At 43.3% G+C, this 25,058-nt stretch carries 23 protein-coding genes, 1 tRNA gene and 1 other annotated feature; of the genes, 10 read left to right on the top strand and 14 right to left on the bottom strand.

Annotated features, from left to right (window positions below; genetic code table 11):
* Nucleotides 1–105: 105 nt before the first annotated feature.
* Together ABUE36_RS05370 and ABUE36_RS05365 are read left to right on the top strand one after the other, a co-directional pair.
* On the top strand, nt 106–720 hold the full coding sequence (locus ABUE36_RS05370; protein WP_421017463.1) for a hypothetical protein: 615 nt from the start codon (nt 106–108) through the stop codon (nt 718–720).
* Between the two features lie 41 nt (nt 721–761).
* Entirely contained in the window at nt 762–1,691 is a 930-nt protein-coding gene (locus tag ABUE36_RS05365) for an IS30-like element ISLpl1 family transposase (RefSeq protein WP_096109805.1), read from the top strand.
* Nucleotides 1,692–1,829: 138 nt separating this feature from the next.
* On the opposite strand, the gene ABUE36_RS05360 is transcribed toward ABUE36_RS05365, so the two are convergent.
* The 4 genes from ABUE36_RS05360 to ABUE36_RS05345 form a co-directional block, all read right to left on the bottom strand.
* Nucleotides 1,830–1,902, bottom strand: a tRNA-Arg gene (locus ABUE36_RS05360).
* Nucleotides 1,903–1,948: 46 nt separating this feature from the next.
* On the bottom strand, nt 1,949–2,332 hold the full coding sequence (locus ABUE36_RS05355) for a tautomerase family protein (RefSeq protein ID WP_421017293.1): 384 nt from the start codon (nt 2,330–2,332) through the stop codon (nt 1,949–1,951).
* 4 nt (nt 2,333–2,336) lie between these two features.
* Nucleotides 2,337–3,710 (bottom strand): DEAD/DEAH box helicase, encoded by a 1,374-nt coding sequence (locus ABUE36_RS05350; RefSeq protein WP_421017292.1) that lies wholly within the window; start codon nt 3,708–3,710, stop codon nt 2,337–2,339.
* A 15-nt stretch (nt 3,711–3,725) separates the two neighbouring features.
* Complete coding sequence (locus ABUE36_RS05345; RefSeq protein ID WP_421017291.1) at nt 3,726–4,724, bottom strand: Gfo/Idh/MocA family protein; 999 nt, start codon at nt 4,722–4,724, stop codon at nt 3,726–3,728.
* Between the two features lie 247 nt (nt 4,725–4,971).
* Here ABUE36_RS05345 and ABUE36_RS05340 point away from each other — a divergent pair, with 247 nt between their 5' ends.
* Nucleotides 4,972–5,376: a DUF4828 domain-containing protein gene (locus tag ABUE36_RS05340; protein ID WP_161001102.1), complete on the top strand. Its 405-nt coding sequence runs from the start codon at nt 4,972–4,974 to the stop codon at nt 5,374–5,376.
* A gap of 70 nt (nt 5,377–5,446) precedes the next feature.
* Here the strand turns inward: ABUE36_RS05340 and ABUE36_RS05335 are convergent, their stop codons facing one another.
* Both ABUE36_RS05335 and ABUE36_RS05330 read right to left on the bottom strand, forming a co-directional pair.
* Entirely contained in the window at nt 5,447–7,171 is a 1,725-nt protein-coding gene (locus ABUE36_RS05335) for a CotH kinase family protein (protein WP_421017290.1), read from the bottom strand.
* A 147-nt stretch (nt 7,172–7,318) separates the two neighbouring features.
* Nucleotides 7,319–7,690, bottom strand: a complete 372-nt coding sequence (locus ABUE36_RS05330) for a hypothetical protein (protein WP_421017289.1) — start codon at nt 7,688–7,690, stop codon at nt 7,319–7,321.
* Between the two features lie 155 nt (nt 7,691–7,845).
* Between ABUE36_RS05330 and ABUE36_RS05325 the strand changes: the two genes are divergently transcribed.
* Both ABUE36_RS05325 and ABUE36_RS05320 read left to right on the top strand, forming a co-directional pair.
* Entirely contained in the window at nt 7,846–8,184 is a 339-nt protein-coding gene (locus ABUE36_RS05325; protein ID WP_236941641.1) for a helix-turn-helix domain-containing protein, read from the top strand.
* Nucleotides 8,168–8,596, top strand: coding sequence for a hypothetical protein (locus tag ABUE36_RS05320; RefSeq protein WP_178942198.1), 429 nt, complete (start codon nt 8,168–8,170; stop codon nt 8,594–8,596). Before ABUE36_RS05325 ends, ABUE36_RS05320 begins: the two co-directional genes overlap by 17 nt.
* A 121-nt stretch (nt 8,597–8,717) precedes the next feature.
* Here ABUE36_RS05320 and ABUE36_RS05315 read toward each other — a convergent pair whose 3' ends face one another.
* The 3 genes from ABUE36_RS05315 to ABUE36_RS05305 all read right to left on the bottom strand — a co-directional run bounded on the left by ABUE36_RS05315 (nt 8,718) and on the right by ABUE36_RS05305 (nt 10,920).
* A complete protein-coding gene (locus ABUE36_RS05315) occupies nt 8,718–9,152 on the bottom strand; it encodes a hypothetical protein (protein ID WP_162256562.1) in 435 nt (144 codons plus the stop codon).
* A 14-nt stretch (nt 9,153–9,166) separates the two neighbouring features.
* Complete coding sequence (locus ABUE36_RS05310; protein ID WP_421017288.1) at nt 9,167–9,946, bottom strand: GH25 family lysozyme; 780 nt, start codon at nt 9,944–9,946, stop codon at nt 9,167–9,169.
* A 113-nt stretch (nt 9,947–10,059) separates the two neighbouring features.
* Complete coding sequence (locus ABUE36_RS05305) at nt 10,060–10,920, bottom strand: MurR/RpiR family transcriptional regulator (RefSeq protein ID WP_421017287.1); 861 nt, start codon at nt 10,918–10,920, stop codon at nt 10,060–10,062.
* A gap of 184 nt (nt 10,921–11,104) precedes the next feature.
* Here ABUE36_RS05305 and gntK point away from each other — a divergent pair, with 184 nt between their 5' ends.
* The 3 genes from gntK to ABUE36_RS05290 all read left to right on the top strand — a co-directional run bounded on the left by gntK (nt 11,105) and on the right by ABUE36_RS05290 (nt 15,619).
* Nucleotides 11,105–12,658, top strand: coding sequence for a gluconokinase (gntK, locus tag ABUE36_RS05300; RefSeq protein ID WP_017262725.1), 1,554 nt, complete (start codon nt 11,105–11,107; stop codon nt 12,656–12,658).
* A gap of 255 nt (nt 12,659–12,913) precedes the next feature.
* Nucleotides 12,914–13,843: an IS30-like element ISLpl1 family transposase gene (locus tag ABUE36_RS05295; protein WP_096109805.1), complete on the top strand. Its 930-nt coding sequence runs from the start codon at nt 12,914–12,916 to the stop codon at nt 13,841–13,843.
* Between the two features lie 417 nt (nt 13,844–14,260).
* On the top strand, nt 14,261–15,619 hold the full coding sequence (locus tag ABUE36_RS05290) for a gluconate:H+ symporter (protein WP_017262722.1): 1,359 nt from the start codon (nt 14,261–14,263) through the stop codon (nt 15,617–15,619).
* A 131-nt stretch (nt 15,620–15,750) separates the two neighbouring features.
* Here ABUE36_RS05290 and ABUE36_RS05285 read toward each other — a convergent pair whose 3' ends face one another.
* A complete protein-coding gene (locus tag ABUE36_RS05285) occupies nt 15,751–17,556 on the bottom strand; it encodes a DUF2207 family protein (protein WP_421017286.1) in 1,806 nt (601 codons plus the stop codon).
* A gap of 331 nt (nt 17,557–17,887) precedes the next feature.
* On the opposite strand from ABUE36_RS05285, the gene ABUE36_RS05280 reads away from it, so the two are divergent.
* Together ABUE36_RS05280 and ABUE36_RS05275 are read left to right on the top strand one after the other, a co-directional pair.
* A complete protein-coding gene (locus ABUE36_RS05280; RefSeq protein ID WP_421017462.1) occupies nt 17,888–18,136 on the top strand; it encodes a helix-turn-helix transcriptional regulator in 249 nt (82 codons plus the stop codon).
* Between the two features lies 1 nt (nt 18,137).
* The gene (locus tag ABUE36_RS05275) at nt 18,138–18,491 is read left to right on the top strand and encodes a DUF2178 domain-containing protein (protein WP_421017285.1); all 354 of its coding nucleotides are present in this window, start codon (nt 18,138–18,140) and stop codon (nt 18,489–18,491) included.
* Between the two features lie 102 nt (nt 18,492–18,593).
* Here ABUE36_RS05275 and ABUE36_RS05270 read toward each other — a convergent pair whose 3' ends face one another.
* The 4 genes from ABUE36_RS05270 to ABUE36_RS05255 all read right to left on the bottom strand — a co-directional run bounded on the left by ABUE36_RS05270 (nt 18,594) and on the right by ABUE36_RS05255 (nt 24,987).
* Nucleotides 18,594–19,583, bottom strand: a complete 990-nt coding sequence (locus ABUE36_RS05270) for a methylenetetrahydrofolate reductase (protein WP_421017284.1) — start codon at nt 19,581–19,583, stop codon at nt 18,594–18,596.
* A gap of 14 nt (nt 19,584–19,597) precedes the next feature.
* A complete protein-coding gene (metE, locus tag ABUE36_RS05265) occupies nt 19,598–21,904 on the bottom strand; it encodes a 5-methyltetrahydropteroyltriglutamate--homocysteine S-methyltransferase (protein ID WP_421017283.1) in 2,307 nt (768 codons plus the stop codon).
* A 64-nt stretch (nt 21,905–21,968) separates the two neighbouring features.
* Nucleotides 21,969–22,212: a binding site (T-box leader), on the bottom strand.
* Nucleotides 22,213–22,428: 216 nt separating this feature from the next.
* Nucleotides 22,429–23,796, bottom strand: coding sequence for a 23S rRNA (uracil(1939)-C(5))-methyltransferase RlmD (gene rlmD, locus ABUE36_RS05260; protein WP_421017282.1), 1,368 nt, complete (start codon nt 23,794–23,796; stop codon nt 22,429–22,431).
* Between the two features lie 168 nt (nt 23,797–23,964).
* Nucleotides 23,965–24,987, bottom strand: a complete 1,023-nt coding sequence (locus tag ABUE36_RS05255; protein WP_421017281.1) for a diacylglycerol kinase — start codon at nt 24,985–24,987, stop codon at nt 23,965–23,967.
* Nucleotides 24,988–25,058 lie beyond the last annotated feature (71 nt).

The following is a 25,058-nucleotide window of genomic DNA, read 5'->3' as shown; positions in this document are numbered from 1 at the left end:
GCAGCAATTGTTGGAACTCACAATATAGACGGTTATGAATATCACTTCGGCGATGGGGGAGGATTGGATAAACCTATCCTATCTGGAGGGCAAACAGAGGGTACCATGCTCGATACGGATGGACGAACCTACTATGCAAATCAATCTGGTCAACTTTCAACGGGTTGGCAAACGACAAACAATAATAGCTATTATTTCGATCCGACTACGTACACAGCTGATATTGGAATGAACAAAATAGACAACAAAGGATACTATTTTGACAAATCTGGCCGCATGCAAACTGGTCTGTTCACTGGACAAGACGGACAAATATATTACGCCACTAAAGATGGTCAGCTTCAGACTGGGTGGCAATCTCTTAACGGAAACACTTATTATTTTGATCCACAAAGTTACTTTGCTTATGCTGGCACCAAAGAATTATCACTTGATATAAAACGATACTACTTTGATAACTCCGGAAAATTGCTGGGATGGTTCATCACACAAGGCGGTGAATTATACGATTACAACAAAGATGGTACCCGTCAAACGGGATGGCAGACGATTAATGGAGACACATATTATTTTGATTTAAATCGTTTCTATGCCTACGTAGGAAATTACACGTTGCCAATTGATGGAACCAAATACTATTTCGATATAACAGGCAAGTTATTAGTAGATTGTAAAATTAATCCGAACGCTGTTCGGACAAAAAAGATCAGCTTCCTTTAAAATGGTGTTTACAACAAACCCATCTTTTAGGAGCTGATCTTTTGTCTAGTATAACCTATTCCGAACGAATTAAAATCGAAACCTTTTGTGAACTAGGGCTGTCCAATATCCAAATGGGCGTTCGGCTGAACCGATCACCGTCAACAATTTCTTATGAATTATCTCGATGTCAACCTTATCAGGCTGAATTAGCACAAACAGATGCCGAATACAAGCGATCACGATGTGGTCGGAAAACTAAGCTGAGCGATGAGTTAAAGCAAACAATTCTCAACCATTTACATCTAAGCTGGTCACCAGGAATGATTGCTCACGAATTTAAACTAGCGACTAAATCTATTTATAATTGGCTAAATCAGGGGAGAATTGGTTTCTCCTTGAATGATCTACCTGAACATGGCGTACGCCAACGGCGTAACGTTGACCAACGATCCAAATATAATCAATCTTTGGGGCGATCGATTGAACAGCGTCCCATGATGATTAATCAACGTAATCGCATCGGTGATTTTGAACTAGATACCGTCGTTGGCCCTCGTGGGCATAGTAAGGCAGTTTTATTAACTTTAATCGATCGCAAATCACGGTTCCTTTGGGCATATCGGTTAAAGGACCGAACGACAGCGAGTGTTAATGAAGCACTGACTAAGTTCCTAACAACTTTTAATGGACCGGTGCACAGTTTTACTGTGGACCGTGGTACTGAGTTTAGTGGGCTAGTATCATTTGAATCACAATATGGTATTAAGACCTATTACTGTCATGCTTATACGCCAGCTGAACGTGGTAGTAATGAACGCTTTAATCGGAATTTACGTTATTTTTATCCTAAGGGGACTCGTTTTGAGCACATTAGTGCTCAAGATTTAACGACGACGTTACTCCAAATTAACCAGAGACCGCTTAAAATACTTGACTGGAAAACACCGTATCAGGTTATGCTGACCAATTTGTCCAAAAATTCGGATTAAATTTGCAATCTACCTATTGCATTAGCCTTTTCTAAACACAAATTCAATAACGATTGACAGAGGTACTTGTCACACTTAATTTCAGACACAAAAAGGTCACTTAAAAGCGACCTTCACAGTAAATTAAATATTTTGTTATGTCCCCACCCAGACTCGAACTGGGAGCAGCCGCTTAGGAGGCGGCGGTTTTATCCAGTTAAACTATAGGGACAGATGAAACGATTCATCTTAATGGATGAACCGTTTTTTAGTATACACTAATTTAAAAACTGTGCGGCACCATTTCCGAATGACCAGTCAGGACTGCCATTTTCTGAGATGACCACCATTACATCGTTTGGCTCGATATCAGCACTGATTTGAAGTTCTTTAACCAAGTCTTCATAGAATGTTCGTTTCTGCGTTTCAGTCCGGCCACCACGCATGGTGATTTGAATCATCACGAACTTGTCTGTTCTGTCGATGCCAAAACCGGTATCCTCAATTTCCATTTCTTCTGGATCATGTTGTGTCACAATTTGGTAGCGATCCCGCGCAGGAACACCAAAATCTTGGACTAAGATTTTATGTTCTGCATCTAAAATGGCCTTCAATTCTGATTTACTACGGCCTCGTTGGAGGTCAACTCGTACTAATGGCATAACGTTATTTTCCTTCCTGATTCTTCAGTTGATGTTTGTGCCGCATTCCTTTATTCTTCGAATGCTTTTTGTGCGCATGTGGTTTCTTCGAAGCTACCTGTACTTTAGCCGAGTCACTCTTCTTAGCTGAATGGCTCGTAGCCGTCTTGGCACGTTGAGGCTTTGGCTTTGCCGTAGTACTACCAAGCTTTTCACCACTACGCGCTTTAGCTTTACTGCCTTGCTCAGGACGGGCTGTCTTTTTTGCAACACTGCCAACAGACTCCCCACGTTGTGGTCGTTCATCGACAAACGCATTATGAGCAAAGTACAGTGGCTGAAGTTGGTAATCACTCCCCCGCAGCACTTGCTTTAGGCTACGAATATCATGATCATTCCCAAAGTTAATGACAAGACCACTAGCACCCATTCTCCCAGTCCGGCCAACACGGTGCGTATACGTTACCAGTGAGCCGGGCAGATCGTAATTGATGACTGCTGGCAAATTGGGAATATCCAATCCCCTAGCCGCAACATCGGTCGTCAACAGAAACTTAACTTTGCCATTACGAAAATCACGCATCGCATCAGCACGTTGTACTTGCCGTTGTTTACCGGCTAAAGAAACCGCTGCCACATGTTCATGGCGCATTGAAGCAGCTGCCCGTTCCAATTCACCTAACTGATTGAAAAACACCAATGCCTGAAATCCTTGAATGCGAGAAAAACGACGTAGCATCACCGCCCGTTGGTTGGCTGGTAAAGTCATCAGACCGTGCTTAACTTGTCCCTGGGTTTCATCAATATCACGCACATCAACGGTGGTCACTTCAATACCGAATTCGCTGGTTAGCTGATCGAGTGCTTCTGATTTCGTTGCAGAGAAGAAACTCAGTTGAACATCGCCGGGCGCTTCACGAATAATGTCTTCCACGTCAGTCCGTGTTTCGCCAGCTAGCAATTCATCGGCCTCATCAATGACGATACTTGTCAGCAAGTGCGCCTTCAAACGATGATCATCAAGTAAGTTGAGCACCCGACCTGGCGTACCAACAACGACTTCCGGATTCTTTTTCAAACGTTCAATCTGCCGTTTGACATTGGCACCACCAGTTAACGCAGCAACGTTCATGCCAATAATAGCAGCCCAATCACGCATGACACGCGTTGTTTGCTGTGCCAGTTCTTGACTTGGCGCGAGGATTAGCAATTGTGTACCATCCCCTGGCAAAATCTTAGCCAATAACGGCAACGCAAAGGCAACTGTTTTACCAGAGCCGGTAGGTGCTAACCCAACAACGTTTTCACCGTTTGTGAGCGGTGCCTCAACGCCCGTTTGAATCGCAGTGGGTTGAGTATAGCCCAACTCACTAAAATGTGTTTCAAATTCTTTGTTCATCTATAATACTCGTTTCTATTTATTGTCGGCTGGAAAGACGATGCTAGCCTTGCGACGCAGGTCAAACAGTACGCTGTTAACAATTTCACTCAAATGGAGCCATGTCTGATAATGACGGACATTGTCTGGATTCTTAGGATCGTTGATCACGGTCGCAAAATCTTTTGCTTCAGCGATCATCGGATTATCGTCAGGTTCTTCAGAAATCCGCTTCGTCGAACCATCAACCGCATGGTAAATAACAGAAGTCAATTCGGCCGCATTATCCATCACAATCGTGTCTTTAACGCCATAAATCTCTGATGGTAGGTACGAATTCGTATTCTTACCAATGTTCAGGGTGACGTCAAAACCATCATAACCTAATACAGCGACCCCTTTACCATCTGCACCAGTTCGTAATGGCGTGGCGTAGTAATGAACCCGATTAGGCTTGCCAAACCAAGTAACGGCGTCATACACAACGTAGACACCGAGATCCTGTAGGGCACCACCACTAAATGTTGTCGTGAAGACATTTGGATCCTTGCCCGCCAGATATTCATCGTAACGTGATGAATACTTCATATAGGTCAAGGTCGCCCCACTAATGTTTTCCATGCTGGCTAGCTGCTTACGAATTGCACGGAAATTATGCTCGTGAATGTGACGTGCTGCTTCAAACACGTGAATTTCAGGATGCTTGGCTAAAGCAGCCTTCATCTGTGCAAATTCATCTGGGTTAGAAACAATCGGTTTTTCTACAATAATCTGTTTGCCCGCATCAATTGCCTTTAACGTTTGGGTAAAATGTAAACTGTTCGGTGACGCAATGTAAACAACGTCAAAGTCACCATCGTTAAAAAACTTGTCTAAATCTGTGTAAACTTGACCACCGTTCTTGTCGGCAAACGCCTTACCGCTTTCTTCGTGGCGTGAGTAAACACTTGTCAGTTCATATTCTTTGCTGGCTGCAGCGGCCTCAACAAATTGCTGCGTAATCCAGTTCGTGCCAATGATTCCTAGTTTTAACATGCTATAGAACCTCCGTCGAAATGAATTTTTTAATCCGTTACCAGACGATTCAAGAAAACTTTTCAATCATCTGTTAATACATCTAGTTTACCAATTTTATGACGAAGTTTCAGTAATCAAGTCAGATTGGTTGCAGGAATATTTTAATTCCGTTACGCCAATGGTTTGGATAAGGAAACAGCGTAAAATCGTGCTATATTAATACTTGTAAGTTAACTGGCAAAAGAGAGAAAGCGAGGATGCATTTGTGTCGTTAAAGCGGAATATTTTATTATTTGGCGTGTCACTGGCCGCCGGATTATCAAGCACATTTACCCGTTCAGGTAAAAAGCACGCTGATAATCAATCATCATTACCAATGTTGTTTTCTGGTACCTGGAAATATTCCGACCATAACGACCATCGCATCCACAGAATTCAAATCAATCCCGATTTAACGCTGCACATCGATGGCCGTAAGGAAAATGCGACGGTTGAAAGTATTACGGCACAAGAGTTGGTCTATCTTGATGGCTTTGGCTATCATTTAAGAATTCATGCCAATGAACAACAACCTGTTTCTTTGTATGACGAGGCCGATAACGCTACCTATACATTGGTTAGCGTACATACGACGAAACCTGCCACTACTGAGAAAACAATAGCTGAATAATAGAACTCAAAAATAGAGTCCAACTATGCATAAAGCGTAGTTGGACTCTATTTAATTTATCTAAACATAATTAATTGCCACTTACATAGTTACCTAATGTCGGAGTGAAGTTTAACTGTGGTTGAGTCAAAATTGCGTGACCATTTCTACTAAACGCAAACTCCATATGCAAATTGACTGTGCCTTTCGGAATTTGAATACCTTCTGCCTTCAAGAACTGTGGATGTTCAAGCTGTGAGTGATCACTATCGAGATTTACACCACCAAGTCTTTGCTGATTGGCATCTAAGAAGAGCACAGAAATAAGAATCTCATCGTCGCCTGAAAGAGGGATATTGCTTGAGAGCATGATTTTGCCACCAAACGAAATCACTGGCGGATTGTCTGGGTCACTGATGGGAATCGGCGTGCTTTCAATTCGATCCCACATCACCTGATTGTAGCCTGAATGTGAATATGCGGCCCCAGCACTACCACTATTCATTGAACCGGGATAAGTTGTTCGATAGAAATTGCCGACAACTGTCCAGTCTCTCAAATCATATTTAAAATCAGAGTTTTTAATAAAGTTCGGAGTAACTAGAGTCCGACCACCGCCAAAATGTCGTTCAATTTGATCATCAATCAGAGTCAGTCGTTTGGACATATCATACTGCAACTGTGACATCCCCGTTAGCTTTTCACTTGGCAAATCAGGCCATGTCTTCAAATCATTCTCATAATTTGGTTCGCCAACAGATTGCATAAACTGCTTAATGTGATTAATAACATTATCCCCACGCAATACCGTTTGACGCAACTCACGATAACGTTTGTACACAAGGTCTTGGTTAGCCGCAAACGCCTTATATAACAGCTGATTGCCTTGGAAGTCGAATAGATCTTGATCAATCGGCTGCAATGATTTACCATCCCATTGTAATTGCCAACTCGTATCCAAGTCATAAGGAACCATGGTCCAGTGAGTGCCGTCGTAAGTGACGTACATCGCATTTTTAACTTCCATATCCGTGTCGTCGATGACATTGGCAAAGATACCGAAGTCAATAACCGATTCAACGTTAATATATTCATCCTGATGGGCACGGAAATCGAAAATTGAAGAATTGTGGGCAAATTTCATCAGGTTCTCAAAACTCGTTTTCAATGGATCAGATAGCGCGTCAGGAAATTCTACACTGAAATCACTATTATCAAACTTGGCGGTATCAGCTTTAAAAGCTGTTGTGTCGTTAAACTGAGCCGCTTCTACGGCCGCATGATTCTTATTATCTTTCGACATGTTCAACAACGTGCCATTCTTCCCCGTATTAAATGTATATACGCCATTAAATTTATCATTGATCCACAAACGAATTGGGAATCCCTGAATCTCCCCAAAGTTAATCGCCTGTGCTAATTCATCATTAACATGCTGACGCGTCGCAGTCATGTCCGCAAACAATGCGGCATTCGTAATGTTACGAGCATGCGTGACGTCCATATAATTGGCTTTCAGGTTAAAGTCGCTGTTTTCGGCCCAATCTGCTAACGGCTTAAACTTAAGCTTTGTCTTACATGCCTCATCCTCGTATGCCTTAAACTTGTAACTCTTTTTGTCCCAGCGTAACGAACCATCCCCTTGCCACTTAATCTTGGCAAAGCCACTAATATCACGACCATCGTTCAATTTAAAATCAAACGACAAGTTCTTGTATACTTCATGACTCATTCCGGTCAAATCACCGGTAAGATGTAATTCAGGTAACGTCTTCACTGACGTTGCCAACTGACTTGTATCAACTGTGTTATCCATAAGATAATCACTCCTTCATTTATTTTTTGGTACAAGTCTATTCAAACATGCGTTCGCGTTTTAAACGTCCGGAACTTTTATCATTTAAATCCCAGTTGGCTCTCACAAAAGTCGCATGCAAAAAATCAAAACCCAACATTAATTCGGTTAGTTCGCCAGTACACCAAGTAGATAAGCGAACTCATACTCTGCTGTACGTTTAACACGGAAGTATTGCGAACGACTATAGTATGTGTTTAGTTCTGCGTAAACATCCGTTTTCTGCGACAAATAACGATAATAAATAATCCGCCGTTCCATTACCGTTAATTGATTAAACATCTGCGCATAGTAGTCCCAATGGGAAGTTTCTGGCGACATTGCCGTTAAACTCACTCCCATGATCGAATACTCTTCGTTAACGTTAATTTTCCGTGTTCCAGAACGTTTAATATTCTCAAGAATAAACTGCTCACTTTGTTGTTTAATTCGTTGTCGTGTCAAACTAAAATCGACATTTATTTCAATAAGTCGTTTCATTTCATCCAGCCCTTCTTACTCAATAGAATAAAATAATTATACTTTAATTACACGATTGGATAATTATTCAACAACATTTTAATTCAATCGGATAATTTTTACAACATCGTTTATTTTTTAGTGTAAAATGGAAACTAAGGAAAAGAGGATGTAACATGTCAATCTACGAACAAGTGAAAGCCCTCGCTCAGGAACGGGGACTAAGTCTCCAGACATTGGCTATCAAAGCCGGTATGGGCATCAACAGTATTTATAGCTGGCAAAAAAAAGATCCAAGCATTTCTCGATTAACGAAAGTCGCGGAAATCCTTAATGTATCCGTTGATTCTTTAATTGGTGCTGACACGGCCGCTGCAACCAAAAAATCACAACAAGTTGATCTTAACGACGATGATGTCATCATGACCTTTGAAGGCCGCCCCATTCCGCCGGAAGACCTTGCCTATATCAAACGTATTCTTGGAAGCAGTGATGATAATGCAAAATCTAATTGATCGCTTACTCGCATTTGCAAAGCAACATCAAATCAACGTTATTTTATCGACCACCATGTCGCCTAACACACCGCCCGCCGCAAATCCGGCTTTGAATAAAGTCCTCATTAACTTGAACTGGCCCAATCAAAATCAGATTGCATTTCAGTTAGCGCACGAGCTCGGCCACGTCTTAAATAACGATGCTGGCATTTTGTACGGCTGTACGCAGGCATCACACAACAGCATTGAATTTGCAGCCAGCAAACGCGGCATTCAGTTGCTGATCGATTTATACTTTGCTGACATCGCTGTTAGTGATGCAAATTCTGCCCGGTTTATTCACCAGTTATGTATTCCAAGTTACCTGGTCAACTTTACTGAAACCCAAATCAGGCAACATTATGAAACGCAACTTAAACAAGTTGACTAATACAATCGTTGTTGTAACCGATATCAATTGATCACTAATTTTGCTTCGCTAAATTCAAAACACCACAACTCATTTTTGCTGAGTTGTGGTGTTTTTATATCAAGCATGAAGTTTATTAACTCTAATCTTGCGTCAAACCAAATTTTGCCCGCTGTTCTGGCGTTAAACGCCATGCCAGATAGTGTTGTAATAACTTTAAATCAGCACGCAAATTTTCTGGTGTGTATTGCCGTTTGTACTGACTGCGTAAATCCGTCTCTAAAAGGTCGTACAACGAGACAAAGCGCGGGCCAACGGCGACCAAACATTTTAAACGTTTTTGATCGCGAGGATTTTCTGGCGTGACCCCCACTTTGATTTGAATATCAAAACTGCGGAAGGCAATAAAATCAGCACTGGCCCACCCTGCAACAACTGAGAAATCTGGCAATGCTGTTTGTGAATCACCAAATTGACTGGTGACGGCGTCAAGAATACCGGTTTGCGCCTGATCGATTGTCAAGCGTGGTGCACCTTGCTTTGCATCGTCACTTTCTTTTTTACTAAAAAAAGCCATTTTATCACCCATCTTTACTCGTTGCTTAATGCATCAAACGATTGCTTATTGCCATTGTATACCATTAGGGACATAGATTGTCGTTCACCAGCCACAATTAGCGAACCATTATCGTCATAACTAATAAATTGAACATCTTGAGGGCTGCGTTTGGTTAATTTGCTATCGTCAAGTGAAAACATTGTATGGCTCAATTTGCCCTTTAACGCTTGATAACCATCTGTTGACGTCCACAAGAGCACTGGCTGCTGATAATCCGTTCTTAATGTCGTTATCATCGCTGTCAAACGTGTCACAGTTCGATCAATGGCCTTGGCGGACCCAAAGCTAGATTCGGTATCTGGAACAGAAATCATAATTGGCAACGTTCCCGTATCTGAACCAACCTGTTTCTCAAAATAAGTCGTTTGACTGAGTACGGGACTATTGGGACTGTACACCATGTACACCCCGACTTTCAGTGTATTGCCACTACCGCCACTGCGACTGTAATTACCTGCAAAATCGTCATCCGTATAACGATTGCCGACCGTCGTTTTCAAGTAGACAAATTTAACGCCTGTTTTGGACAGAGCCTGGAAGTCTAAAAAACCGGCATCCTGATCGATGGCGGCCCCAGTGACAGGATATTTGGCCATCATTGTCTGATGTCGTAATTGCCACCAGTGAAACACACCGTAACCAGCGCCACCAATCAAGCCAACGATGATCAGCACCAAAAGCCAACGCCATCGCCGCATACGTCGCTGTTTTAACCGTTGATAGATTGAGGCCGACTGCCGCCGACTTTGCACAAATCCCACCACCCTCGTGACAAAAGATTAAGCCCTATTCTATCACGTTTACAGGTGGGCAACATTACTAGTTAACTACGATTCACTTTTATTCTTCTATATAGGTTCTATAATTACTCGCGAGTCGTCGCCATTGCGTGACGCACATCTTTTAATAAGCCTTCCCCAGACTGAGTACGGGCCCCTTGAGCGCCAACCAAAGTAAACAAACTGTCCATAATCGTCAACTGGGCAATCAAGGAACTCATTGACTCACTCCGGTAGTTAACTTCCTCCGCAACAGATTGGAATACAATGTCACATTTTTTTGCCAGTGGTGAAGCCGGATAACTGGTGATGGCAATCATTGGCACATGATTAGCTCGCAATTGATCCGCAATCATCAGTGTGTCATGGTTACGCCCGGAGTGAGACACGATGATTGCAACATCTTCCTTAGTCATCTTAACAGCCTGCATCAACTGAATGTCGACGTCAGGGTGAAACTGCGGCTGAACCGTTGTCCGTAAGAACTTATGATACCCATCTAACGCAACAATTGACGAACCACCAAAGCCAAAAAATGACAGAGTATGTGCATTTTTGATCAATTTAATAGCATCTGCTAAATCTTGATCTTTCAATAACGCACGGGTTGCATCCAACGCGTTATCAGCGCCCTGAAATACCTTATCGACGACAACTGACGGCGCATCGTCTTCTTCAATTTCACTGAAAAAACTGTCCGTTTGTGCTGCAATGCCGCCAAAGCCAAGGCTAAACTCACGAAATGAGCGCCACCCAATTCGTTTGACAAACCGACTAACTGTTGCCGTTGATACTTTGACATTCTCCGCTAAATCTTGAATCGTCATTTCACTGGCGGCTGCTGGATTACCGAGAATAAATGAGGCAATCTTCTTATCAGCCCCCGTTAAGTGTTGATAGTTTGCTTTAATCGTACTTACACTAGTTCGTGCGATGATAAACACCATCCTTTATGAAAATATTCATCCACTTTTATGTAAAAAGTTTTCTAAGAACATTATGCCGCAAACGCTTTCAGATTGCATCAACTTTCACAAATTAAGTGATCGAAACAGTTGTGAACGCTGTCAATTTCGCCTATACTAGCAGGCGTAGATTTAACTAAAAAAGTTTACAAAGGAGTTTATTCATATGGACTATATGGTCGGAATGGACATTGGTACCACGAGTACCAAAGCCGTATTATACGACTTAGACGGTAACGTCTTAGCTTACACGAACAAGCTTTACCCGTTATATCGTGACGCAACGGGGATGGCTGAAGAAGATCCAGAAGAAATTCTTGAAGCTGTTGTGAATGGTTTACAAGAAATTCTACGCAAGGCCGACCTTAAGAATGGCAAGCTTCATGGTGTTTCTTTCTCAAGTGCCAACCAAAGTTTGATTGCACTAGATAAAAACCATAAGCCACTGACGCGTGTCATCACTTGGGCTGATACCCGAGCAACAAAGTATGCTGATCAGTTGAAGGCTGATGGCACTGGTAAAACCCTGTATGAGCATACAGGAACACCAATTCACCCCATGTCATTATTATGTAAATTGTTATGGTTGAAGAACGACCATGCCGACATTTACAAGAAAGCAGCTTACTACTGTGGCATTAAGGAATATATCTTCTATCGTCTGTTAGATGTTTGGCAAATGGATATCTCCGTTGCCAGTGGGACTGGGATTTTCAACATCTTCGATCTCGACTGGGATAAGGATGCCTTGGCATTAACTGGTGTCACTACTGATCAATTGCCTAAGATCGTTGATGGCTACGCTCAATCAACGGGCATGCGCGACGAATATGCAAAAGTTATTGGTTATCCTAAGGATGTGCCATTTATCCAAGGTGCCTTTGACGGTGCATTATCCAACTTAGGTGTTAACGCAATTGACGAAGGTGTCGTTGCGGTTACGATTGGTACTTCCGGTGCCGTTCGTGTCGTTACGGACCACCCTGTTATCGATCCCAAGGGACGTGTCTTCTGTTACGCTTTGACCAAAGACCTATGGGTTGTCGGCGGACCAGTTAACAATGGTGGTGTCGTCTTCCGTTGGGCGCGGGACAATCTGTTTGATGCTGAAAAGAGTACTGCGGCCCTATTACAAGAGGACTCTTATGACTTGTTAACAGAAATTGCCAAACGTGTACCAGCTGGCTCAGATGGCCTATTGTTCCACCCATTCCTTGGTGGCGAACGTGCACCAATCTGGGACGCTGACGCCCGTGGTTCCTTCTTCGGTTTGACACAAATGCATACTCGGGCTCACATGATTCGTGCCGTTTTGGAAGGTATCGTTTACAACTTGTACACGGTGCTGTTGGCCCTTGAAGAAGTTGTCGGTGAACCTAAGTCCATCATGGCAACTGGTGGCTTCGCTCGTTCTGAACTGTGGCGTCAAATGTTGTCCGATATCTTCGAACAACCCGTTACCATTCCAGAATCATTTGAATCTTCATGTTTAGGTGCCGCTGTCATCGGCATGAAGTCACTGGGTTTAATTGACAATTTAAGCGATGTTAAGAAATTCGTTGGTGAAACTAACACTTACCAACCAAACCCAGAAAACTTCGACGTTTACCGTGAATTAGTACCAATTTACATTCGCCTTAGCCGTCAGCTCCAAACTGAATACACCAACATTGCCAACTTCCAAAAGAAGCATGCGCAACATGGTGAAACACAAGAATAATTGTGTTAACAAAGCAACCTCATTTTGGGGTTGCTTTTTTTGATAGCTTTTTGCTTTTGCACAACTAAACTTAAAATCATGGAAAACTTTATCGTTCAATTAATATATTAATATCACCGTTTACATTTACTTTTTTCGATTAATTTAAAGTGACTTAGTAGATTGTAAAATTAATCCGAACGCTGTTCGGACAAAAAAGATCAGCTTCCTTTAAAATGGTGTTTACAACAAACCCATCTTTTAGGAGCTGATCTTTTGTCTAGTATAACCTATTCCGAACGAATTAAAATCGAAACCTTTTGTGAACTAGGGCTGTCCAATATCCAAATGGGCGTTCGGCTGAACCGATCACCGTCAACAATTTCTTATGAATTATCTCGATGTCAACCTTATCAGGCTGAATTAGCACAAACAGATGCCGAATACAAGCGATCACGATGTGGTCGGAAAACTAAGCTGAGCGATGAGTTAAAGCAAACAATTCTCAACCATTTACATCTAAGCTGGTCACCAGGAATGATTGCTCACGAATTTAAACTAGCGACTAAATCTATTTATAATTGGCTAAATCAGGGGAGAATTGGTTTCTCCTTGAATGATCTACCTGAACATGGCGTACGCCAACGGCGTAACGTTGACCAACGATCCAAATATAATCAATCTTTGGGGCGATCGATTGAACAGCGTCCCATGATGATTAATCAACGTAATCGCATCGGTGATTTTGAACTAGATACCGTCGTTGGCCCTCGTGGGCATAGTAAGGCAGTTTTATTAACTTTAATCGATCGCAAATCACGGTTCCTTTGGGCATATCGGTTAAAGGACCGAACGACAGCGAGTGTTAATGAAGCACTGACTAAGTTCCTAACAACTTTTAATGGACCGGTGCACAGTTTTACTGTGGACCGTGGTACTGAGTTTAGTGGGCTAGTATCATTTGAATCACAATATGGTATTAAGACCTATTACTGTCATGCTTATACGCCAGCTGAACGTGGTAGTAATGAACGCTTTAATCGGAATTTACGTTATTTTTATCCTAAGGGGACTCGTTTTGAGCACATTAGTGCTCAAGATTTAACGACGACGTTACTCCAAATTAACCAGAGACCGCTTAAAATACTTGACTGGAAAACACCGTATCAGGTTATGCTGACCAATTTGTCCAAAAATTCGGATTAAATTTGCAATCTACCAATAGCTTATATGGCTGATTAAAAAAGCAAAATGTAGTTGAAGGGCGTCAGCATAGAAACCGAGTCGTGAAAATGTTGTTAATCAGGCGTTTTCTGCCGGGTTTACAACATGGACGGGCGACAAGACTCGGATTCCCACGAGGCTTGTTGGCGAGGTGAAAGGCTGTGATTTTCAGGCTTGAAACGGTCCCACGATAAGTGTTTCTATGCTGACAACCGTAAGCGGCAGACATCTAAACACCACAGTTAAATTTCACAATGAAATAATCGTTTGATAACTCTGAAAACTATTTACATTTTTTGCCATTATCCTGTTTAAGAATGAGTTTCGGACGAGTACAATGATTGGAGTTGGTTTTTTTAGTTACCAAAAGTCTTTACATTTGAGAGGAAAGTTTTGATTATGACGCCATTTATTGTTCTAATTCTTGGTATCGCCTTGTTACTGGTATTGATTATCCAGTTCAAGCTCAACACGTTCGTTTCCTTGATTGTGACGTCGATTTTGGTGGCCCTGGGTCTTGGCATGAACCCAGCAGCCATCGCGACGTCCATCAAGAACGGGATTGGTAGCTCACTTGGTGAGTTGGCCATCGTGTTCGGGTTTGGGGCGATGATTGGCCGGCTTGTGTCCGACTCCGGTGGTTCTTACCGAATTGCCAAAACACTGATTAACGCGTTTGGTAAAAAACGGTTGCAACTCGCAATCGTGGTTGCCTCCTTCATTATTGGGATGTCCCTATTCTTTGAAGTTGGCCTTGTTCTGCTAACACCAATCGTGTTCGCTGTTGCGCTAGAAGCTGAAGTCCCATTCGTTTACTTGGGTATTTCAATGGCTGCTGCTTTGTCAGCAACGCAAGGTTTCTTGCCGCCACAACCTGCTCCAACGGCTGTCTCAACAGCATTGGGTGCTAATACTGGTAACGTGCTGTTACTCGGTATTATCGTGGCGATTCCCTGTGTGATTATTGCCGGTCCTGTATTTACGCGGATCATGCAACGTTTGGAACCAGGCGTATTCGTTATTAAAAAAGAATTGCCAGCCTTTGGTGAAGTTAAGGAATACAACTTAGACGAAACACCTAGTTTCGGCTTGGCTGCCCTCACCTCATTGTTCCCCGTTATTTTCATGGCTATTTCGACCATTTACACGATGACGGCCTTGCATGGGATTAAACCCGCTCATCCGCATGGTCTTGCTTCAATCATGATCATGCTTGGTGACCCCGTCATTGCCATGGTCATCTCGCTATTATTCGCAATCTGGTCAATGGGCTTCTCCCGTGGCCGGACAATGAAGCAAATCAGTGGCACGATTGAAGATGCCATCAAGTCGATTGCCATGTTGTTAATGGTTATCGGTGGTGGTGCCGCCTTCAAGCAAGTTCTGATTGATGGTGGTGTTGGTAAAGCCGTTCAACAAATGATGTCACATTCTAGCCTATCACCGCTAATTCTGGGTTGGCTAATAGCGGTCATTCTGCGTGTTGCCCTTGGCTCTGCCACGGTTGCCGGTATGACTGCAGCCGGTTTAGTTGTTCCGTTGATGCATGCATCTGGTGCTAACCCCGCATTAATGGCATTAGCCATTGGTGCTGGTTCACTAGCTGCATCACACGTCAACGATGCTGGCTTCTGGATGTTCTCTGAGTACTTCGACCTGACGGTTAAGCAAACATTGAGTATTTGGACCGTGTTGGAAACCATCATCTCTGTGGTCGGTTTACTGATGGTGCTCTTACTCAGTGTGTTTGTTCACTAAAATAATTCAATTTGTTAATATCAAAAGATCCACAGTATCATGGTCATGTGACCGCGATATTGTGGATCTTTTTTTGCTCCCAGCTATTTGAAAATGTCATCTGGTCAAACGTAAATTCACCAGCAGATGCTTTAAAAGGCACCACCACCGGAGCCGCCACCAAAACCGCCCGAGCTCCCACCAGAGAATCCACCCGAACCGCCAGACAGGCTGGACGCTTGCGTATTGCTGGCTGAAATTGATGACGACAAACCATTACTAAGGCCAGTATCAAAACTACTATCAAAACCGCCGAAACCGTAATACAGTGGGAAAATCATCCCCGTCTTCATCAGTGCGTCACTGCCGAACTCAAGGGATAGGGCTTTCGTTACTTTTTCAGCTAAGCCAAGTGCTGCCGCATACGGCAATATTTGTTCCCAGATTACAATGTCACCAACCTTAGCTGTGTCAAAGTGACCTATATCGTTTAACATTCGTTTGAAACCTAACAATTCATTGTGCAGTTGATCCCCTTCAAGCGTGTAACGACTGATGACGCGTCGTTGCCACAGCGCACAGCCCCAGACCAAAACACTTAAACCAACTGCCACAATCCACACGCCTAACCGAATTGTTGGCAGGTTTGTCGCAATAAGCGCTGCTAACGCAGATAGTGCACTCGTCACAATAGCGACAGTCAGCCACCATTTTCTCAATGCGACATTATGATCGTCGTAATACTTTCTTGCCTCATCCTCTACCCGATCCTGCCACGAAGTAAACCGTCCACTCAGACGCCCACTTTGATCGCGTTGACCAAAGGTTTTTAAATCTTTCAATGAAACATATTCACCATCGCCTACTTCTGTGATCAGAAAATCGGTCAGTGGTTCAGAAATATCTTTTTGTTTCGTAATGATGTAGGTCTTGTCTTCCGGTTTAATAGTGATTTCACCACTGCCAGCTTCAGTCATTAAGGTTCCCGTATACGCCTTAGTCGTCGGCGCTTTGTCTGTAATTAACCGGGCCGCCACGGCTGGCGATACCGTCGGCACTTCATACCAATGATTAACTGGAATTGGAGCGAGATGACGATTTACTGGCCGACGGGTGAAGTAGATCAACGAACCGCCGAGCAATATAACTAGCATCACTCCCACAGCACTCAACATCCCAGCATTCACTCGTTGCGACTGTTGTCGCTTACGGTTGGCTGTCACGGCCAGGTCACGTTCATGCTTGCGAGCTTGTTCTTTCATTGGCTGATTAACAATGTTAGTATTCGTGGCCGTCACTGAGGTTGGGAATAATAGGTCCGTTTCAACGAATTGATTGGCAGGAATACTAGGAACTGTGATGTTCACTCTACCAGCCGCCTTCTTAACCGTGGTTTTACCATTTAATGGTCCATGAACCCAAGCTTGTAAGCCATTCACAGGTTGTGCTGGCAATTTAATCGTAATGTGCACGTTATTTAACGCCACGTCCCATCCCTGACCAATAACTTTCCAATTTAAGCGAGCGGTGTCGGCATAATTTGTAACTACGCCATGTAAACGGTAGCGATAGGTAAACGTGGCGCTTTTGTCACTGATTTTGTGAAAGACCTTAAGTTGCAAATCGTTGGAATTCTGTGTCCGCTGAAACGAATTATCGCGCCCATCTGCCTGCTCACTCAACGTTTGCTCAGAACCACCTTGATTTTGAACCGTCACTTGAGGTGTATCAACACCCTTCAACCCCTTTAGATCCTGTTTTACAAATACGCCATTGAAATGACCGTCAAAGTTGTAAGTAATGCGTTGTGTAAAATCTGCATTCCCGTTTTCTAAAACATTAACGTTCGCAACGTACTTATCGATTGTATATGACCCATCGGCCATACCAGTGATTGGTAATAAAAAGACCCAACCAATTACAATCATTAAACTAAGCCACCAGTGCTTTGCTTTCATGATGCACCCTCCCGCTTTGCTGTTAAGCTTAGTTTACCATGAAGCCATTATCGAGCGCCGATGAGATGCTTAAATTCATGTTCGCGGTTGCTCTCGTTTATCGGTCAGTCTAATGGTAATCGAGCATATTAATTCAGGAGCTAAAATAATGGCTCTTAGTAACTTTACATCGAAATCAATCTCTAAAAACAGCCATATTGCATTACACATTTTCATCAGTTGTAGATGCCATGATGCCGTTTTAAAGGCATTCATAGTTAAAGATCCGATAGGCAATTAAATGTCGGCCCTTTTAAAACAATACTTTACTTTTGGTAAATTATTGTTTACCATGATTATTGAGGTGATCACTATCGCTAGCAAACAAAATCCAGGTCTCACCATCACCAACAAGGTTTACGAATACCGCGTGTTAAATCATCTGTCTCAAACCGCTTTGGCCAAAGCAGTCGGTGTTAGTAAACAAACAATCTTGGTAATGGAAAAAGGTAATTACTCACCGACATTGAAATTAGCCTTTGAAATTGCAATTTTTTTCAAGGTGGATATTACCGACATTTTCGGTTATAAGGAGAATTAATATGCAAATTAAATCATTATCTGATATTCCTGATGCCCTGTTTTGGCCGCTAAAACAATGGGCCGAACAAAGTAACTTGAATTTTAACATCTTGGTTGGTACCTGTACGCTTTTGACAATTTTTCTTTTGTTCGCCGGTTATTTTATGATGCGCAAAATTGGCAAAATTGAAGATGAACGCACGGCCACTATCTATCTTGCCGCTGCTTCAATCATGCTTTCAATTAGCCTGATCTGCGACGTTATTTTTCCAAGTGACTATCTCATTAATCAATTTCGCATGATTAAATACATTATTATGATGTTGTCAGGGCTCATCTATCTTGTTGTGACCTACAGAAAAGAAATGCGGTAACACATCAATTGCATAATTCCAGCTTCTGTCCATACTAAAAGAACTCCCTGCCAAAGTGATTCGTTCGCAACCACTTCGGTAGGGAGTTCTTTATTATTCTACTTACCCGTTAACAACCGCATTCTCACGCTGTCTAATATGCGTTACTAGTTTTGCTGCCATCTTATACCGATTAAACGGTGTAACCACATGAACGCCACCAAATCGATCACAGATTGCATCCGCAATTTCTTCAGCAATTTGCAAGCCAACTTCATGTTCATTGCCGTCGATCTCGGCCTGAGCCATTCGATCCAGTACAGATTGAGGCAAACTCATCCCCGACACATGCTCGTTTAAGAACTCAGCATTGCGTTTGGACATCAGCGGCTGGACGCCAACAAACACGGGAACCTGCAACCCACATTGTGAGAAAGCATCTGCCAATTCATTAACCCTGGCGATATCAAACACTGGCTGTGTGATGAGATAATCGGCCCCACAGTCGATTTTCCGTTTGATTCCGCGAGTTGCCAAAACACCATTGTTAATTTTAGGACTAAAGGCTGCCGCTACACAGAAATTAGGGCGGTCATCTAAGTCCTTCCCGCTTGGACTAACACCAGTGTTATATTGCTTAATCAGTTTAATGAGGCCTAACGCATTAACATCTCCGACCGAGGTCGCTCCGGGAAAATCGCCTTCCCTAGCAGGATCTCCAGCAATTGCCAGAATATCGTCAATTCCCAAACTGTGTAGCCCCATAATTTCAGACTGAATGCCAATTAGATTATGATCACGGGTCGTCAGGTGCACAATCGGATGAATACCGTATTCCAATTTCAACTTAGCAGCAACGGCCACATTACTCACCCGAACGGCTGCCAGCGAATTATCCGCCAGCGTAATTGCGTCCACTCCTGCATCACGTAAACGCTCAGCACCACGATAAAAGCTTGCCGTTTTAAACGTCGTCGGCGGATCCATTTCCACAAGAATGCTCTTATGACCTACAGACGGATGGAGAAAAGGATGTTCCGTTTGTGCTTCATCTGTATGTGTTAATCGTTGCCCATCATCCGTTAACTTTTGATGCTCTGCGTCAGCCACCATGGCAACGCCCCCTATTACTTTGTCGGTTCCGCTAAACTAGCGCGAACATTATCGCGTGCAGCAATCATGTTCTTTAAGGCTGCCAACGTTTCCGGTTCCTGACGGGTCTTCAAGCCACAGTCAGGGTTGATCCAGAATTGATGAACGTCGATAACACGTAACGCCCGCTCAATGTTTGCCTGAATCTCTTCAACAGAAGGTACCCGTGGACTGTGAATGTCGTAAACGCCAAGTCCGATTTCTTTATCATAGTGTGTTTTTTCAAACGAACTGATGATTTCACCATGACTCCGGGACGTTTCAATCGAAATCACATCCGCGTCAAGTGCACTAATCGTGTCGATGATGTCTTCAAAGTCTGAGTAACACATATGCGTGTGAATCTGCGTATCGTCACGTACACCAGTCGTCGTAATCTTGAATGAGTAAACCGCTTCATCCAGGTAGGGCTTCCAGTTACGCTTCTTTAATGGCAACCCTTCACGTAAAGCAGGTTCATCCACTTGAATAATCTTGATACCAGCCTTTTCCAAGTTGATCACTTCTTGGCGCAAAGCTAAGGCAATCTGGTTTTGAACTTGTGCCTTACTGATGTCGTCACGCACAAAACTCCAGTTAATAATGGTTAATGGTGCCGTCAGCATTCCCTTGACTGGTTTGTCCGTCAAGCTCTGTGCGTAAACACTTTCCTTAACCGTAATTGGCTTCGTGTAGGCAACGTCACCGAAGATTACTGGTGGCCGAACCCCACGTGAACCATATGATTGAACCCAACCATTTTGAGTTGCATAGAAACCTGTCAGCTTCTGACCAAAGTATTCAACCATGTCAGTCCGTTCAAACTCACCGTGAACCAGAACGTCAAGACCAAGGTCTTCTTGGATACCGATCCACCGTTTGATTTCAGACTTGATGAAGTCTTCATACTCAGCGTCAGTAATGTCGCCCTTCCGCCAAGCAGCCCGTTTGGAACGAACCAATTTGCTTTGCGGAAAACTGCCAATACTTGTCGTTGGCAATAATGGTAATTGCAGCTTCTTATGTTGCAGTGCAATCCGCGTTGGAAATGCGCTGTGCCGTTCAAACGTTTCGTTGGCCAAGTTGGCTTCCGCAGCACGGACCTCAGCGTTGTTCCGGTGTTCAGATTCATTTAACGCCTTGAGTGCGGCAGCATTCTTGGCGAATTCTTCTGAAACCGCCTGTTGGCCTTCATTAGCGGCCTTAGTTAAAATCGTCAGCTCATGTAGCTTCTCATCGGCAAAGGCTAACCCACCTAATAAGACAGGATCGATCTTCGTTTCATTCTTTGTCGTGATTGGCACATGAAGTAATGAGTTAGCAGGCTGCAACCACAAATGATTGTTGTCAACGACACCCTGCAATTTCTTAATTAAGGCCAGTTTGTCAGCAAAATTGCTTGTCCAAATATTGTGACCGTCGATAATACCGGCAGCCAATACCTTGTCGCTTGGGAAACCGTCGTTCAACATGTGTTGCAAGTTTTCACCGTTGTCGTGCACAAAATCGAGTCCGATTGCCTGAACGGGTAATTTGGTAACAGTCTCATAGGGATCAATGCTATCAAAGTACGTTTGCAGTTCAATATTGATCGATGGTGCTGCCTGACGAAGTGCATTTAAAGCCGTTTCGTAAGGTTTAACTTCAGCAGCCGTCGTAACCTTAACCAACGTTGGTTCGTCCACCTGAACCCACTTAACACCGGCCTGAGCCAATTCAGTAAAGACTTGTTCGTAAAGTGGCAACAATTGTGGCAGTAATTCATCAACAGCAGCTGCGTCCAGGTAATCACCATTCCGTTTGCCCAGTTTTAACAACGAAATTGGGCCAAGGATAACTGGCTTCCCGTCAATGCCTAATTCATTTTTGGCTTCGTTGTAGAAACGTAACCAACGATTATCCAATAATTCAAAATGAGGCTGGTCATATTCTGGCACGATGTAGTGGTAGTTGATGTTGAACCATTTTGTCATTTCTGAGGCCACAGCGTCCTTTGTCCCACGTGCGATGGCATAATATTCATCCAACGTTAACCGTTTGTGGAAGCTACCGTAACGTTCTGGCACGATGCCAAAAGCCGCAATCGTGTCCAGCACATGATCATAGTCTGAATTATCGGCAACCGGAATTAAATCCAAACCTGCTGCCTGTTCTTTTTTCAAATTGGCCAAACGCAATGCTTTCGTTTCTGCATGGAATTCCGGCTCATCAATCTTGCCTGCCCAATAGTGTTCCAACGTCTTTTTCCATTCACGTTTTTCCCCTAACCGCGGATAACCAAGATTGCTACTAATAACTGTCATGTATGACACTCCTTCTCGTTTAAATGCTTTTGATAATCGACAAAAAACGGTAGCTTCATCCTACAAAAAGGACGAAGCTACCGTTCGCGGTACCACCTTAATTTTGTCACAAGCTCACACTTGTAACCTTATCCCGTACATTTTCATACGGTAGCAGGATAACGACTGCTGGTCGTTGTCACTTTGCCATTAAGGTTCAGCGGCACCGTTTAGAGGCCATTGTTCATCTTTCACCGCGTGACTTGTTCCCACCCTGCAAGCTCTCTATCTCGTTGGTTAAAGATTACTTTTCTCATCGATACGTTTTCAATGACTTGAATTTACACTCGATTTTCATTAAAGTCAAGGTGTTTTCTAATGATAGCTTAATTAATGGGATATGTTCTCTATAATTCCCAAGAGATTGATTGCGTATTATTCACAGTCAACAAGATCCTAATCATCTATTATTATCTTAATGCAAATGAAAAATGGCAGTGCTCAACAAATTGTTGAACTGCCATTTTTCATTTGTAAGTATTCAATTAGTCTTTCACCAGACTGACAACACATTCAATGCTAGTTGTTTGTGGGAACTGGTCCACTGGCTGAATGTCGCCATCAACGTGATAGCCGTGATCCATGAACACCTGGATATCACGAACCAACGTTGCTGGGTTACAGCTGACGTAAACAACGCGGCTCGGTTTAACCGCCGTAGCAGCTTCGATGAATTCCGGTGCCAGACCCTTTCGTGGTGGGTCAACCATGATAACGTCCGCTTTTAAGCCGGCTTCTTGCCACCGTGCCATTTGGTTTTCGGCCTTACCGACAACAAAGTCAACGTTATCGATGTGATTCAAATTAGCATTGGTCTTGGCGTCACTGATGGCCGTTTTAACCATTTCAACGCCATACACATGTTTAGCATGCTTGGCCACGGCCAAAGAGATTGTGCCGATACCACAGTATGCGTCAATGACAGTCTCTTCACCCGTTAACTGTGCCTTGTCGATAGCAAACTGATACAGTTTTTCCGTTTGCTGTGGGTTAACTTGGTAGAATGAGTGAGCTGAGATTTCAAACGTCAACCCCATCAATTGGTCATGAATCACTGGACTGCCGAAGTGAATTCGATCCGTGTCACCTAACAATACGTTCGTTTGTTGAGGATTAACATTTTGAATGATGCTCTTCACTTCTGGCAACGCCTTCGTGATTTCAGCAACCAATTCATTCACCATCGACAATTTATGTGTCCGTGTAACAATGACAATCATCATTTCGTGACTGTAATAGCCTCGACGCACCATGATGGTTTTAATCACACCGGTGTTGTTAGTTTCATCGTACGCATCCAAATGGAAACGACGTAAGAGATCACGCACAACAATAATGGCTTCGTCAATTTTAGGATCCTGAATATAGAAATCCTCAATCGGCACAACTGTGTGAGAACCACGTTTGTAAAAACCAGTTTCGATTTGACCATTGATCTCACGAACCGGCACTTGAGCCTTGTTACGATAATGATAAGGTGTCTCCATCCCCACCGTCTTGGCAACATCAATGTCCAAGTGTGACTTCTTTAACAATTCAACCACTTGGTGTTGTTTGAAGGCCAATTGACCCTCATAACTCAAGTGTTGCAGGGGTGCAATCCCAGTTTGGGTGTAGGTCACATTGACACTTTCAACTCGCTGCGGGCTTTTTTCGATAAATTTAACGACTCGGCCAAAAGCGTATGTTTTCGCCACTTTGGTTACTGCAAATACAACTTTTTCATTAGGCAATGCGTTCGTAATAAAGATTGGAAAATCTTCTATCTTAGCGACACCCATCCCTTGATAGGTCAGGTCAATAATATCGCCTGTATACTCTTGGTTTTTAGCAACTGGTGCTTTGAATTTCATTAATTATTTCCTTTCGACTTTTGCGACGGTCACTGAACGGAATTTTTCAAACGAACAAAAACAGTCCGCTGTAAAATTTTCGAACCAAACTAGTATAGCATGCCAACTCACTTAAAAGAAGTACAAAACAGCGGATCCGCATTTAAGCGAATCCGCTGCTGAGATACATCACTCTTTTTTGTTGTCGTCTGTCTGACCTTCTGGCAACTTGTCAACTTCCTCAACAAACTTCCGGGCATCTTCTTCGATGGCACGGTCCTCACCGGTCAACTGTTCATCAGGAATCGCATCCAAATCAGCAAACATTTCAATGTGCTGTTTGTGATCAATGAACGTCATTGGCGCGTCACCACCGTATTCCCCGTCCAAGTTAATCATCATTCGATCGGAGTTAAGTGGCTTAGCAATCACTTTGCTGGTCTTCTTGTAAATGACCAACGGATCATTAATGTGTCTACCACCGTTTAAGACTAATGTCATCAGCCGCAACAGTTGTGGCATGCTGGCCGTTTTGACAATGAGCAAACTGAATTTACCATCATCAAGCGATGCATCGGGCACAATTTGTTCGAACCCACCGATTGAATTCGTCAGCCCCAATAAGAACATCGAAGCTTCACCTTCGAACTTACCATCATCGTACTCAATCGACATTTGAATCGGTTTAATTTGCGGCAATAATTCAGCACCCTTAACCAGGTATGCAAGGTAACCAAAAATTGTTTTCATGTCGGAAGGAACATCATACGTCAATTCAGTCAGCAGACCGCCACCAGCGATGTTGATAAAGTACGTTTCGCCAGCCTGACCGATATCCATCTTAACGGTTTGGTTCTTAAGCACAACTTTAGCGGCATCCAACGGTGCATCACGTGGAATTCGTAACGCGCGAGCGTAGTCATTAGTGGTCCCAGCTGGAATAATCGCCATTTTAGGTCGCTTCTCAAGTCCAGCAATGCCGTTGACGACTTCGTTAATCGTCCCGTCACCACCGGCTGCCACCACTAGGTCAAAGCCTTCAAGAGCAGCACGGTGCGCCTCATTTTTAGCTGAATCCGGCTCTGCCGTGGTCGCATACGCACTAGTCTCGTAACCGGCCTGTTCAAAGACGTTCAGTATATCGATTAAATCTCTTTTTAGTGCTTCGCGTCCTGACGTTGGGTTGTAGATGACCCGTGCCCGTTGTCCCATGTTTCATTGCCTCCACTGCAAACTGTCTTAGTCATTTCATTTAACAATTTTAGTACTATGTACAAACCCCG

Source organism: Furfurilactobacillus cerevisiae (assembly GCF_048961765.1).
Taxonomy (GTDB): Bacteria; Bacillota; Bacilli; order Lactobacillales; family Lactobacillaceae; genus Furfurilactobacillus; species Furfurilactobacillus milii_A.
This window is presented reverse-complemented; position numbering and strand designations above follow the sequence as displayed.

Coding starts and splice junctions, on each gene's coding strand:
- ABUE36_RS05370 (WP_421017463.1), top strand. CDS start 106: ATGCTCGATACGGATGGACGAACCTACTATGCAAATCAATCTGGTCAA.
- ABUE36_RS05355 (WP_421017293.1), bottom strand. CDS start 2,332: ATGCCATTAGTACGAGTTGACCTCCAACGAGGCCGTAGTAAATCAGAA.
- ABUE36_RS05350 (WP_421017292.1), bottom strand. CDS start 3,710: ATGAACAAAGAATTTGAAACACATTTTAGTGAGTTGGGCTATACTCAA.
- ABUE36_RS05345 (WP_421017291.1), bottom strand. CDS start 4,724: ATGTTAAAACTAGGAATCATTGGCACGAACTGGATTACGCAGCAATTT.
- ABUE36_RS05335 (WP_421017290.1), bottom strand. CDS start 7,171: ATGGATAACACAGTTGATACAAGTCAGTTGGCAACGTCAGTGAAGACG.
- ABUE36_RS05330 (WP_421017289.1), bottom strand. CDS start 7,690: ATGAAACGACTTATTGAAATAAATGTCGATTTTAGTTTGACACGACAA.
- ABUE36_RS05325 (WP_236941641.1), top strand. CDS start 7,846: ATGTCAATCTACGAACAAGTGAAAGCCCTCGCTCAGGAACGGGGACTA.
- ABUE36_RS05320 (WP_178942198.1), top strand. CDS start 8,168: ATGCAAAATCTAATTGATCGCTTACTCGCATTTGCAAAGCAACATCAA.
- ABUE36_RS05315 (WP_162256562.1), bottom strand. CDS start 9,152: ATGGCTTTTTTTAGTAAAAAAGAAAGTGACGATGCAAAGCAAGGTGCA.
- ABUE36_RS05305 (WP_421017287.1), bottom strand. CDS start 10,920: ATGGTGTTTATCATCGCACGAACTAGTGTAAGTACGATTAAAGCAAAC.
- gntK (WP_017262725.1), top strand. CDS start 11,105: ATGGACTATATGGTCGGAATGGACATTGGTACCACGAGTACCAAAGCC.
- ABUE36_RS05290 (WP_017262722.1), top strand. CDS start 14,261: ATGACGCCATTTATTGTTCTAATTCTTGGTATCGCCTTGTTACTGGTA.
- ABUE36_RS05285 (WP_421017286.1), bottom strand. CDS start 17,556: ATGAAAGCAAAGCACTGGTGGCTTAGTTTAATGATTGTAATTGGTTGG.
- ABUE36_RS05280 (WP_421017462.1), top strand. CDS start 17,888: ATGATTATTGAGGTGATCACTATCGCTAGCAAACAAAATCCAGGTCTC.
- ABUE36_RS05275 (WP_421017285.1), top strand. CDS start 18,138: ATGCAAATTAAATCATTATCTGATATTCCTGATGCCCTGTTTTGGCCG.
- ABUE36_RS05270 (WP_421017284.1), bottom strand. CDS start 19,583: ATGGTGGCTGACGCAGAGCATCAAAAGTTAACGGATGATGGGCAACGA.
- metE (WP_421017283.1), bottom strand. CDS start 21,904: ATGACAGTTATTAGTAGCAATCTTGGTTATCCGCGGTTAGGGGAAAAA.
- rlmD (WP_421017282.1), bottom strand. CDS start 23,796: ATGAAATTCAAAGCACCAGTTGCTAAAAACCAAGAGTATACAGGCGAT.
- ABUE36_RS05255 (WP_421017281.1), bottom strand. CDS start 24,987: ATGGGACAACGGGCACGGGTCATCTACAACCCAACGTCAGGACGCGAA.